7 protein-coding genes and 1 pseudogene are annotated in these 12442 nt (G+C 70.9%); 5 read left to right on the forward strand and 3 right to left on the reverse strand.

Annotation, left to right across the window (positions count from 1 at the left end; translation table 11 throughout):
- Positions 1-6 precede the first annotated feature (6 nt).
- Complete coding sequence (locus BLR05_RS07180; protein ID WP_092833212.1) at positions 7-1395, reverse strand: phosphomannomutase/phosphoglucomutase; 1389 nt, start codon at positions 1393-1395, stop codon at positions 7-9.
- Between the two features lie 255 nt (positions 1396-1650).
- On the opposite strand from BLR05_RS07180, the gene BLR05_RS07185 reads away from it, so the two are divergent.
- The 5 genes and pseudogenes from BLR05_RS07185 to BLR05_RS07205 form a co-directional block, all read left to right on the forward strand.
- Positions 1651-3258, forward strand: a complete 1608-nt coding sequence (locus tag BLR05_RS07185; protein ID WP_092833214.1) for a DNA-3-methyladenine glycosylase 2 family protein — start codon at positions 1651-1653, stop codon at positions 3256-3258.
- A 70-nt stretch (positions 3259-3328) separates the two neighbouring features.
- Positions 3329-3937 carry a methylated-DNA--[protein]-cysteine S-methyltransferase gene (locus BLR05_RS07190; protein WP_092833216.1) on the forward strand — a complete coding sequence of 203 codons (609 nt, stop codon included), beginning with the start codon at positions 3329-3331 and terminating at the stop codon, positions 3935-3937.
- The gene (locus BLR05_RS07195) at positions 3934-4839 is read left to right on the forward strand and encodes a DMT family transporter (RefSeq protein WP_092833218.1); all 906 of its coding nucleotides are present in this window, start codon (positions 3934-3936) and stop codon (positions 4837-4839) included. Before BLR05_RS07190 ends, BLR05_RS07195 begins: the two co-directional genes overlap by 4 nt.
- Positions 4840-5020: 181 nt before the next feature.
- Positions 5021-8803 carry an EAL domain-containing protein gene (locus tag BLR05_RS07200; protein ID WP_092833220.1) on the forward strand — a complete coding sequence of 1261 codons (3783 nt, stop codon included), beginning with the start codon at positions 5021-5023 and terminating at the stop codon, positions 8801-8803.
- Between the two features lie 11 nt (positions 8804-8814).
- Positions 8815-9579 (forward strand): annotated as a pseudogene (locus tag BLR05_RS07205) (oxidoreductase); the annotation flags it as partial.
- A 197-nt stretch (positions 9580-9776) separates the two neighbouring features.
- On the opposite strand, the gene BLR05_RS07210 reads toward BLR05_RS07205, so the two are convergent.
- Together BLR05_RS07210 and BLR05_RS07215 are read right to left on the reverse strand one after the other, a co-directional pair.
- Complete coding sequence (locus BLR05_RS07210; RefSeq protein ID WP_092833222.1) at positions 9777-11702, reverse strand: propionate--CoA ligase; 1926 nt, start codon at positions 11700-11702, stop codon at positions 9777-9779.
- Between the two features lie 98 nt (positions 11703-11800).
- The gene (locus BLR05_RS07215) at positions 11801-12415 is read right to left on the reverse strand and encodes an isochorismatase family protein (RefSeq protein ID WP_092833223.1); all 615 of its coding nucleotides are present in this window, start codon (positions 12413-12415) and stop codon (positions 11801-11803) included.
- Positions 12416-12442 lie beyond the last annotated feature (27 nt).

The following is a 12442-nucleotide window of genomic DNA, read 5'->3' on the forward strand; positions in this document are numbered from 1 at the left end:
CGCTCCTCAATGCGCGGCCGCGCCCGGTGCGGCGCCGGGCTTCACGCGCTGCAGCAGCTCCAGCATGGCGGCTTCGATGCGATGCAGGGCCTCGGACGTGTGCCCCTCGAAGCGCAGCACCAGCACCGGCGTGGTGTTGCTTGCACGGATCAGGCCGAAGCCGTCCGGCCAGTCCACCCGCAACCCGTCGATGGTGCTGATGCGTGCGGTTTCGGGGAACGCGCCCTGCGCCAGCGCCTGCAGCTCGGCCGTCAGGCGGTGGGGCTCGCCCTCTTCGCAGGCCACGTTCAGCTCGGGCGTGGAATGGCTCGTGGGCAAGTCGTTGAGCACCGCGCTCGGGTCGGCATGGCGGCTCAGGATCTCGAGCAGGCGGCAGCCGGCGTAGGTGCCGTCGTCGAAGCCGAACCAGCGCTCCTTGAAGAAGATGTGGCCGCTCATCTCGCCACCCAGCGGGGAGTCGAGTTCCTTCATGCGGGCCTTGATGAGCGAGTGGCCGGTCTTGTACATCACCGCCTGCCCGCCCACGGCTTCGATGGCAGGCGCCAGGCGCTGGGTGCACTTCACGTCGAACAGGATGGGAGCGCCTGGCACGCGCGAGAGCACGTCGCGCGCGAACAGCATCATCTGGCGGTCGGGGAAGATGTTCTGCCCGTCCTTGGTGACGATGCCCAGCCGGTCGCCATCGCCGTCGAACGCCAGGCCCAGTTCGGCGTCGCTCTCCTGCAGTGCGCGGATCAGGTCGCGCAGGTTCTCGGGCTTGCTGGGGTCCGGATGGTGGTTGGGAAAGCTGCCGTCCACCTGGGAGAACAGCTCGATCACCTCGCAGCCCAGCGCACGGAAGATGCCGGGAGCGGAGGCGCCCGCGATGCCGTTGCCGCTGTCCACCACGATCTTGATGGGGCGCTCGAGCTTCACGTCGGACGTGATGCGCTGCGCGTAGGCGGCCAGCACGTCGGCCTGCCGCACCGATCCCCCGGGCTGCAGCTGCCAGCTTTCCTCTTCCATCGTACGGCGCAGGCCCTGGATCTCCTCCCCGTAGATGGCGCGGCCGGCCAGCACCATCTTGAAGCCGTTGTAGTCCTTGGGATTGTGGCTGCCCGTCACCTGGATGCCGCTCTGGCACAGGGTGTGGGCCGCGAAGTACAGCATCGGCGTGGTGACGGCGCCGACGTCGATCACTTCGATGCCGGCATCCACCAGTCCTTCGATCAGCGCGCGGGACAATGCCGGACCGGACAGCCGCCCGTCCCGGCCCACCGCCACGGTGGCCTGGCCTTCGCGGCGGGCCGCCGTGCCGAACGCGCGGCCCAGGGCGCGCGCGACATCTTCGGTCAGGGTGGTCGGCACGACGCCGCGGATATCGTAGGCCTTGAAAATGGCGGAATGAAGCTGCACGGGAAGGTTCCTTTGCTGGCAGGCCCGCGACGCGGCCGCGGCGCGGCAGGGGTTGGGCCGGTGGAGCGGATGCGGCGTGCCCCGGGTACCGGAGGCGCGCCATCTGCGGATTCGCGGGCGATTGTAGGCGTCGCGCACGCCCCCCGCAGGCAGGCCACGCGTAGGCGGAGGCCGCATCTTGGCGCCTGCCGGCCCGGGCCGCAGGCACGCCATGCACAGGTCCGGAAACGGCCAGCGCCGTACCGTCCGGCGCCTATGATGGCCTGCATGGAATCGCCCGACGCCCCCAAAGCCCCGCCCAACGCCGACGCGCTGGACGACGGCCGCTACCTGGCCCTCGCCGCGCGCGACGCGCGTTTCGACGGACGGTTCTTTACCGGGGTGACTTCCACGGGCATCTACTGCCGGCCCGTCTGCGCGGTCCGCACGCCGCGCCGCGAGAACTGCCGCTTCTTCGCGCTGGCAGCCCAGGCGGAAAACGCCGGCTTCCGGCCCTGCCTGCGCTGCCGGCCCGAACTTGCGCCGCGCGTTCCGGCCTGGTCCGTGCAGGACGCACGCAGCATCCTGGTGCGCGAAGCCCTGCGCTTTCTGGATGCGGAAGGGGCCTGGGACGCTGCCGTGGCAGGAAGCGGCGCCAGCGCTCCCATCCAGTGCCTGGCGGCACGCCTGGGCGTGAGCGACCGGCACCTGCGCCGCGTGTTCGAGGCGGCCCTCGGCATCTCGCCGCTGCAATATCTGCAGACGCGCCGGCTGCTGACGGCCAAGCAACTGCTCACCGACACCGACCTGCCCGTGACCCAGGTCGCGCTGGCCAGCGGCTTCGGCAGCGTCCGGCGCTTCAATGCTGCCTTTTCCGGGCACTACCGGCTGCAACCCACGGCGCTGCGCCGCACGGGCAGCCAGGCCGCCGCGGGCCCGGCCTCCGGAGCGGTGCGCCTGGCCTACCGGCCGCCGCTGGACATCGCGGCCCTGCTGGGCTTTTTCGCGCAGCGCCGCATCCACGGCATGGAAGCCGTGGATGCGGCCGCGGGCCTGGAACTGCGCCGCACGGCCAGGCTGCCGGACGCCGAAGGGCGCGAGTGCGTCGGCTGGCTGGCGGCACGGTTCGACAGCGGCATGGCAGGCGCGCGGAGCGGGGCGCCGAAACCGCATGTGGTCCTGAGCATATCGAGCAGCCTTCTTCCTGCCCTGCCGGGAGTCATCGCCAGGGCGCGCGGTATGCTGGACCTGGATGCGGACCCCGAGGCAATCAACGCGGTGCTGCACGGCGATTTTCCGCACGGCGACGGATTGCGCGTTCCGGGCACCTGGGACGGCTTCGAGCTGGCCGTGCGCGCCGTGCTCGGCCAGCAGGTCACGGTCGCAGCAGCCCGCACGCTGGCACAGCGCGTGGTGGAACGCTGGGGCGATCCCATCGCCACCCCCTGGCCGGATCTCTGCCGGCTGTTTCCGGCGCCTTCGGTGCTGGCGGGCTGCGACGGCGATGCGCTGGGCCGGCTCGGCATCGTGCGCCAGCGCCAATCGGCCATTCTGGCGCTGTCCCATGCGGTGGCGGAAGGCCGCCTCGCGCTGCACGCCGCGGCCGATGTGGAGGCCACCATCGCGGCGCTGCGCGCATTGCCCGGCATCGGCGACTGGACGGCGCAGTACATCGCCATGCGCGCGCTGCGGTGGCCCGACGCCTTTCCCGCAGGCGACGTCGCGCTGCACAAGGCGCTGGCAGTACAGAACGCCCCCCGGCCAGCGAAGGCCGCCGAAGAAGCCTCTCAGGCATGGCGCCCCTGGCGCAGCTACGCCGTGGTGCGTGCCTGGGCCGGAGCGGGCATGCCGGAGCCGGACGGGTCCCGCTCGCCGCCCCCCTAGCCATCCGCAGTGCGCCAGCCTGCCTCCACCCACGCTTCCGATCCCTCTCTTTCACCGACAGAGTCCCGCCATGCCGTTCGCACCCTCTTCCCAGTCCGCCCTCGTCCAGATGCGCATCTCCAGCCCGCTCGGAGACATGCGCCTTGCTGCCTCGCCCGGGGGCCTTGCGGGAATCTGGTTCGAAGGACAGCGCCACCAGCCCACCGACCACCTCGACGGCCCCGGGGCCTGGCCGCACGACCCAGCCCATCCCGTCCTGGTCGCGGCGGCCTCGCAACTGCGCGAATACCTGGAAGGACGGCGCAGCCGGTTCGACCTCCCGCTCGATCTCTCGGCCGGTACTGCCTTCCAGCGCGATGTCTGGCAGGCACTGGTGGAAATACCGCACGGCGCCGTCACCAGCTATGCGGGCCTGGCGCGCGCCCTGGGCCGTCCGCTGGCAATGCGGGCCGTGGGCGCGGCGGTCGGGCGCAATCCGGTCAGCGTGATCGTGCCGTGCCACCGGGTGCTCGGGTCGGACGGCACCCTCACCGGGTACGCCGGCGGCCTGCCGCGCAAAACCGCCCTGCTGCGGCTGGAAGGTGCGCTGCCGGACCACCTGCGCACCCTGCCCCTCTGGCAGGAATGCGACGCCACGGCCTGCAGCACCCAGGGCCTGCGCACCGGGGTGGCTGCGTGAACGCGGCAACCGGCGTGCTGCCCGCCCGCCGCTGGCTCGGCGAATTCCTGCTGCTTTCCGCGCTCTGGGGCGCCTCCTTCCTGTTCATGCGCCTGGGCGCGGCCGAATTCGGCCCGCTGCCCACGGCGGGACTGCGCGTGGCGCTGGCCTCCCTGTTCCTCTGGCCCATCCTGCTGCACCAGGGCCAGTGGCCTGCGCTGCGCCGCCACTGGAAGCCCATCCTGCTGGGCGGCGTCATCAACTCCGCCATCCCTTTCGCGCTCTATGCCTGGGCCGTGCTGCACATCACCACGGGACTGTCGTCCATCCTGAATGCCACCGTGCCGCTGTTCGGCGCGCTGGTGGCCTGGCTGTGGCTCGGCGACCGCATCGGCCGGCTGCGATGGGCCGGGCTGGCGATCGGTTTCGCGGGCGTGGCGCTGCTCGCCTGGCGCGCGCCCGCATCGATCGGCTTCAAGTCGGGCCACGCCATCTGGGCGGTCGGCGCCTGCCTGCTGGCCACCACCTGCTATGCCGTGGGTGCCAGCTACGCCCGGCGGCACCTGACCGGGCTGCCGCCGCTGGCCACGGCCACGGGCAGCCAGCTGGGCGCCGCCCTCGCGCTCGCCCTGCCCGCGCTGGGGTCCTGGCCGGCCCGGGCCCCAGGCCCCGGGGCCTGGGCCGCGGTCATCGCGATCGCCGTGCTGTGCACGGGCATTGCCTACATCCTGTACTTCCGGCTCATCGCGCACGCCGGGCCGAGCCGGGCGCTCGCCGTGACCTTCCTCGCCCCCGTGTTCGCGGTGGCCTACGGCGCCCTGTTCCTGGGCGAAACGGTTACACCGTGGATGATCGGCTGCGGCGCGGTCATCGTGTGCGGGACCATGCTCTCCACCGGACTGGTGCGCCCCCGCGGACGTTGACCGGGAGGCCGCGGCGCACCGCTCCGGTGCAACGCGACAATTTGTGAAATCGCGGCAGCAATTGCCGCCTGGATCACATCGCGAGCGCCTAAACTCGGCCACATGCCCGACATTGCCCGCCAAGCCCGAGCACTCCCGGCCCCCCGGTCCGGGAGGCCGGGCATGGCACGGGGGGCACTCCATGGCGGGTGAGGCGGGCCTCTCCTTCTGGCTCCACCTGGCACTGGTGGGCCTGCTGGCCGCCGTGCCCCCCCGCTTCCTGGCGGAACCGTCCACCCGGCGCATCCTGCCCGTACTCGCAGGCCTGGTCGCGGGCGCGGCCTCATGCGGGCCGCTGGCCACCGCCGCCTGGATCGACGCGGTACCCACGGCCGTCGCAGCACTGTGTTTCGGCCTGCAGGCCGGGGCCGTCAGTGCCCTGGTGGCGGCCCTGGGAGGCGCCGTGCTGCTGCCCGCGGCCACCCCGCAGGCGGCCGGCATGCTCGCATCGGCCTGCCTGCTGGGCCTCGCGTGGCGCCAGGCGCAGGGCCGCCTCCCATCCCGGCTGGCCTGGCTGGATCTCGTCGGGCTGGGGCTCATGCTTTCCGCCGCGGCACGCGCATGGAACGGCCACGCGCCCTGGGCGGCGTTCGCGGGTGTGCTGCTCCTGGGCGGAGGGGCGAAACTGGCGCTCGGTCGCGCGAACGCGGCCAACACCCTCGGGCGCCGCCAGGCCGACCTGAATGCGATGCTCGACGCCAGCGGCGGAGGCCGCTGGGAGTGGTTCGTCCAGCAGCGGCGGCTGGTCTGCCATGGCCCGGTCTACGAAACGCTCGGCATAGAAACCGGGGGCGAGGGCTGCCCCACGCAGCACTGGACCGCACTGCGCCATCCCGACGACACCGAACGGCTCGCGGCGCACCTGCAGCACATGGTGGACGGGCTCGAGACCACCTTCAGCGCGGAATACCGCATGCGCGACACCGAAGGCCGCTGGCGCTGGATCATCTCCCGCGGCCAGGTGTGCGAGCGCGACGCCCATGGCAAGGTGCTGCGCATGGCAGGCATCCACCTGGATGCGACGGCCCTGCGGCAGGTGCAGGACGCCGTCCGGGTCTCCGAGGGCCAGCACTCCGTCGTCTACCAGATGCTGCCGGATCCAGCCTGCGTCACCCGCCTGGAAGACGGTCGCTGCATCGACGTGAATCCGGCCTTCTCCGCGCTGTTCGGCGTCTCCCGCGCCGCCGCCGTCGGCCGCACGTCCATGGACCTGGGGCTCTGGCCATCGGAGAGCGCGCGGGCAGACATGCTGGCCATCCTGCGCCGGGAAGGCCGCGTGCAGAGGATGCCGATCCAGGTGCAGGGCGCGGGCGCGAAGGTCGTGCCGGGCCTGTTCTCGGCCAGCCGGGTCACCATCGGCGACGAAGACTGCCTGGTTTCGGTCTTCCAGGACCTGTCCGCCATCCAGCGCGCGCACGACCAGCTGGCAGCCGCCCACGGACTGCTGATGCAGGCCGGCCGCATGGCGGCCCTGGGCGTCTGGGAACACCGGCACGGCCAGGGGCTGGTGTACTGGTCGGACGTGTGTTTCGACATCCACGGCCTGCCACGCGGCGGCCCGCTGCCGGGGCCGGTCGAATACCTGCGCGACTTCGTCGTCGCGCCGTTCCGCAACACCCTGGCCGACCTGTTCCGGCGAGGCCGCCAGCATGGCGTGGGGTGGTCCTGCGAGGTGCAGATCCTGCGGGCCGACGACGGCCGCGCCGTCTGGGTGCGCGTCCATGCCGAACCGGTGCTCGAGGGCAGGGCCGTCACCGGCGTGCGGGGGGTGATGCAGGACATCGACGAATGGAAGCGCGCGGCCGAGCGCCTGAGCCAGTCGGAAGACCGCTTCATGCGCATCTTCGAGCTGATGCCCTATCCCGTGCTCATGTCTCGGCGTGCGGACGGCGCCTACCTCATGGTCAACGACGCCTGGGAGCGCCTGACGGGCATTTCGCGCGACCAGGCGCTGGGCCGCACCGCCGTGGAACTGGGCCTGTTCTCGGCCGGGGAGCGCCGGCAGCTGCTCGACACCATGAGCGGCCGCACGGTCCACAACGCGCTCGAAATCACGATCCACACGCGCTCGGGCGGCGACCGCACCCTGCTGCAGTCCATGCACGCCGCCGAGCTCGACGGAACACCCGTCTGGCTGGTCTCCGCGCACGACATCACCGAGCGCAAGCGCAACGAAGACCTCATCCGCGACCGCGAGGCACTCCTGTCGCTCACCCTGTCGGCCGCCTCGCTCGGACTGTGGGACTGGAACATCTCCACCGGCATGGTCACGGGCGACGCGCGATGGCGGGAACTGCAGGGCATGGCGGACACCGCCGATCATCCGGCAGTCGAGGGCGTGCACTGGACCAGCGGCATGGCGCCCGCCGACATCGAGAACGTCACCGATGCCCTGGAGCGGCATGTCGCGCTTCCGGACACCCACTTCGATGCCACCTGGCAGGTCGCAACCGGCCCGTCCGCCCTTGCAGGCGCGCTCCCGGGCCGTTGGGTGCGCAACCTGGGCAAGATCGTGGGCTACGACGAACGGGGCCGCCCGGGGCGCATGCTCGGCGTCTCCATCGACGTGACCAGCCAGCGCGTGCAGGAAGACATGCTCCAGCAACTGGCCCACTTCGACGCGCTCACGGGCCTGCCCAACCGCGTGCAGCTCGCCCGCCGCCTGGAACAGACCATGGCCCAGGCACGGACCGGCGGATGGCAGCTGGGCGTGGCCTACCTGGACCTCGACCGGTTCAAGCCGGTGAACGACCGCCTCGGCCACAGCGCGGGCGACCGGCTCCTGGTGATCGTGGCGGGCCGGCTCACCCGGGCACTGCGTCCGGTGGATTGCGTGGCGCGGCTGGGCGGGGATGAATTCGTGCTGCTGATGCCCGAACTGCAGTCGCGCGCCGATGCCGAGCAGCTCCTGCGCCGCCTCATGGAGAACCTCGCCGCCCCCTACACGCTGGGCACCGAGCGCGTCACTGTCACGGCCAGCGTGGGCTACACGCTTTATCCGGAGGACGCATCCGATGCCGACACGCTGCTGCGCCATGCCGACCATGCGATGTACGGCGCCAAGCAGGGCGGGCGCAACCGCGTGCAGCCGTTCGACGCGGCGCAGGAGCGCGCCCGGCAGACGCTGCGCGAGCAGGCCGAGCGCATGCGCGAAGCCTTGGCCCGGGGGCAGTTCATGCTCTACCTGCAACCCAAGGTGGACATGCGCTCGGGCACCGTCGTCGGCGCGGAAGCCCTGGCCCGCTGGAAGCATCCCGACCAGGGCATTCTGCCGCCGGGCGCCTTCCTGCACCTCATCGAAGGCGCGGAACTCGAAGCGGCCTTCGGCGAGTGGGTGGTGGACTCGGCCCTGGACCTGATCGAGCGGCTGCGCGCCGACGGCCTGGAACTGCCGGTGAGCGTGAACATCTCGGCGCGCCACCTGCAGCAGGCCGGATTCGCGCACTGGCTCGCGGGCCGCATGGCCCAGCGGCCCGGCATACCGCACCGACTGCTCGACCTGGAAATCACCGAAAGCGCGGCGCTCTACGACATGGACCACGTGGCGCCGCAGCTGACGCAGCTGCGCGAACTCGGCACCACCGTGTCCCTCGACGACTTCGGCACCGGCTATTCGTCGCTGTCCTACCTGCGCCGGCTGCCCATGGACACGCTCAAGCTCGACCGCAGCTTCGTGCACGGCATGATGAGCGACCGGGGCGATTACGCCATCGTGCAGGGCGTGATCGGGCTTGCGCGTTCCTTCGGTTACTCCATAGTGGCCGAGGGCGTGGAAACGGAAGCCCAGGGCCTGGCCCTCATGCGCCTGGGCTGCAACCTGGCCCAGGGGTACTGCATCTCCCGGCCCATGGCACCCGAGGCGTTTCCCGAATGGGTGGCGCAGTGGCGTGCCCCCGAAACCTGGCGCCCGCCCGCGGTGGTGTGACGCTGCCCTTCGGTCGCCTCCACAACGAATTCATCGCCGCACGCACCAACCACCGCGGCGACGAATGGGGCGGCAGCTACGCCCACCGCATGCGTTTTCCGGTCGAGATCGTGCGCCGCACCCGCGAGCGGATCGGCCGGAACTTCATCATCATCTACCGGCTTTCCATGCTGGACTTGGTCGAGGGCGGCTCCACGCTGGAAGAAGTCATCGAACCGGCGAAGGCTGTCGAGGCGGCAGGCGCGACGATCCTCAACACCGGCATCGGCTGGCACGAGTCCTGCCTGGACCACCCATTCGGCGGCAAGATCACCTCCTGCCTGCTCAATCCCCGCACCTGCCACGAAACCGAACTGGTGATCGAGCCCGCCCGCACGCGCAAGCGCATCGCCGTGGTCGGGGCCGGCCCCGCGGGTCTCGTCTTCTCGGTCACGGCCGCGCAGCGCGGCCACGACGTGACCCTGTTCGATGCGGGCGCAGAGATCGGCGGCGTGGGGCATCCCAAGGTCCTCAATTACCTGGATGTGCTGAGCGATGGCAAGCCCGTGGGGCAGCGCCTGGCGGCCTTCGGCGCGGGCGGCATCGGCTTCGACGTCAGCGAATTCATGACGCACGCCGGAGAGAGCGGCTCGGTTTCCCCCGCCAGGTTCTACGAGGAATGGGGCATCGACACCACCTATGCGCAGCCGGGCGGCCTGGGCCGCCCCCAGGTCGGGCCAGCCGCGCGCCGGGTGCACCTGTTGCAGCGCAAGTCCACCAAGGTCGGCGACCAGCTCGGCAAGACCACCGGCTGGATCCACCGGACCTCCCTGAAGGCCCGCCGCGTCGCCATGACGTCCGGAGTGTCCTATGACCGCATCGACGATGCGGGCCTGCACAGCACGCAACTGCCGAAGCCACCGTTGGGCAAGATCCTGCGCGCACAACTGCGCACCGCCGGATGAGCCGCGGGGCGGTGCATGCCCCTGCCGCCCTATGCCGTCCCAGCCAGCAGGTCCCGCACCTGCTGCAACGCCGAGGGATCTTCCATGGTGGTGAGATCCCCGGGGTCGCGCTGCTCGGCCACGGCCTGCAGCGCCCGGCGCAGCAGCTTGCCGCTGCGCGTCTTGGGCAACAGCGCCACGAAATGCACGCGCGACGGCCGGGCCACCGCGCCGAGTCGCTGGTCCACGATCTGCATCACATCCCCTTCCAGCCGCCGCCGGTCCGCGGCGTCGGCCACGGCCGCCGGATCGCGCGCCACCGCGAAGGCCATCGCCACCTGGCCCTTGAGCGCATCGGCCACGCCCACCACCGCCACTTCCGACACCTGCGGGTGCGCGGCGATCGCCTCCTCGATCTCCCGCGTGCCCAGCCGGTGCCCCGCGACGTTGATCACGTCATCCGTGCGCCCCAGGATGAAGTAGTAGCCGTCCCGGTCGCGGATGCCCCAGTCGAACGTGCTGTACACCAGGGGCCCGGGAATGCTTTTCCAGTACGTCTGCACGAAGCGCTCGTCGTCGCGCCACACGGTCTGCATGCAGCCCGGAGGCAGCGGCCCCTCGATGGCGAGCACGCCCTTGCGGTCCGGCTCCATGAGTTCCTCGCCCGTGGCCTGGTCGATCAGCTTCACGTCGTAGCCGTACATGGCCTTGCCCGGGCTGCCCGCGCGGGACGGCTGCGGCTCCACCCCGTTGGCCAGCGTGAGGATCGGCCAGCCGGTCTCCGTCTGCCAGTAGTTGTCCACGATGGGCACGCCCAGCGCGTCTCCGATCCACTGCGCCGTGGGAGCATCCAGCGGCTCGCCCGCCAGCCACAGCGCCTTCAGGCTCGACAGGTCGTAGCACCGCAGCCACTCCGGATCCTGCTTCTTCAACACGCGCACTGCCGTGGGCGCCGAGAACATGTGCGTCACGCGGTGCCGCTCGACGATGTGCCACCAGACGCCCGCGTCCGGACGGATCGGCAGGCCCTCGTACATCACCGTCGCCATGCCCGCGATGAGCGGTCCATAGACGATGTAGCTGTGCCCCACCACCCAACCGATGTCGCTGGTGGCGAAGAACACGCCCGGGGCCTGCGCGCCACCGGAATCCTGCACTCCGGCATCGAAGATGTGCCTCATGCTGGCCGCCAGGGCAACTGCATATCCACCGGTATCCCGCTGCACGCCCTTGGGTCGCCCAGTGGTGCCGCTGGTGTAGAGCGTATAGCTCGGATGTGTCGCATCCAGCCACTCGCAGTCCACCCGGGCATCCAGGTGCCGCGTCCGCAGTTCCTCCCAGTGGTGGTCCCGGCCGGGCTGCAGTTCCATGGGCGCCAGACGCCGGTCCACGAGGAGCACCGAGCGCGGCTGGTGCTTCGAGAGCCGCAGCGCTTCGTCCAGCAGGGGCTTGTAGGGCACCACCTTGCCCCCGCGCGAGCCCGCATCCGCGCTGACGATGGCCACCGGTTCAGCATCGTCGATCCGCGAAGCCAGGGCACCCGACGCAAAGCCGCCGAACACCACCGAATGCAGCGCCCCGATGCGGGCGCAGGCCAGCATGGCGAACGCGGCCTCGGCCACCATCGGCATGTAAATCAGCACCCGGTCCCCCGCCTGCACTCCCAGCGACCGCAGGGCGGCCGCCATGCGCTGCACTTCCGCGTGCAATTCGGCGAAGCTGTAGACGCGCTCGGAATCGGTCTCGGACGAGATCGCGATCAGCGCCGCCTGGCTGCCGCGCTGCGCGAGGTGCCGGTCCACCGCGTTGTGACAGAGATTGGTGGTGCCGCCCTCGAACCAGCGCGCGAACGGCGGCCGGTCGTAGTTGCAGATGCGCCGGGGCGGCACCTGCCAGTCGATCAGGCGGGCCTGCTCGGCCCAGAAAGCGTCACGCTCCTGCAGGGAGCGGCGGTGGAAATCAGCATAGCGGCCCATGGGTGTCTCCTGCTTGTCGTTATGGCCCGCGCATGTTCACACGCAGGCTCGGCAGACAGCATCATTCACCCCGCGCTTGCGGCAGGCTGACAGCTGCGCTATTTCACGAGGGCCAGCACTTCCTTGAATGCCGGGTGCTCGCAGCCCCGCAGCCATTCGAACGCCGCCATTTCCGTGGTGACCAGTTCCGCCCCCGCCCCCGCCAGCCGGTCGAAGGCGGCATCGCGGTTGCGCTCGGTGCGCGATCCGCACGCATCTGTTACCACCCAGACCTCGAACTCATCCTCGAGCAGGTCCAGCGCCGTCTGCAGCAGGCACACATGCGCCTCGCAGCCAGCAATCACGATGCTGCCGCGCACATCCGCGGCGGCCTGCGGCTGGGCGGGCTTCTGCAGGTGGCGCGGCAGGCTGCGGGCATTGCCGCCCTGCTGCGCCCGCGCTGGCGGACGCAGCCATTCGCCCAGGCCTTCCTCTGCTGCGCTGAACTGCATCTTGGCCAGCGTCCTGCGGCAGAGCGCCCGCAGCGCGGCATCGTTCTGCCCCAGCCGGGAAGGATTCTGCTCGGTGCCCCAAACGGGCACGTCGAGCGCACGGGCCGCCTGCGCGAGCAGCCGCGCGTTGGCCAGCACGGACGGGCCGTCGGAGATGGCAGGCATCAGGCGTTCCTGGTAGTCCACCAGCACGAGTTGGGATTCGAGGGCATCAAGCAGCATCGGTTGAAAAGGCAAGCCATGAACAAG

The organism is Paracidovorax cattleyae (genome assembly GCF_900104515.1).
GTDB classification, from domain to species: Bacteria; Pseudomonadota; Gammaproteobacteria; order Burkholderiales; family Burkholderiaceae_C; genus Paracidovorax; species Paracidovorax cattleyae.

Excerpts from the sequence above, each read along its gene's own strand:
- BLR05_RS07215 (WP_092833223.1), bottom strand. The coding sequence starts at position 12,415 with ATGCTGCTTGATGCCCTCGAATCCCAACTCGTGCTGGTGGACTACCAG.
- BLR05_RS07190 (WP_092833216.1), top strand. The coding sequence starts at position 3,329 with ATGCCGTTCGCACCCTCTTCCCAGTCCGCCCTCGTCCAGATGCGCATC.
- BLR05_RS07185 (WP_092833214.1), top strand. The coding sequence starts at position 1,651 with ATGATGGCCTGCATGGAATCGCCCGACGCCCCCAAAGCCCCGCCCAAC.
- BLR05_RS07200 (WP_092833220.1), top strand. The coding sequence starts at position 5,021 with ATGGCGGGTGAGGCGGGCCTCTCCTTCTGGCTCCACCTGGCACTGGTG.
- BLR05_RS07210 (WP_092833222.1), bottom strand. The coding sequence starts at position 11,702 with ATGGGCCGCTATGCTGATTTCCACCGCCGCTCCCTGCAGGAGCGTGAC.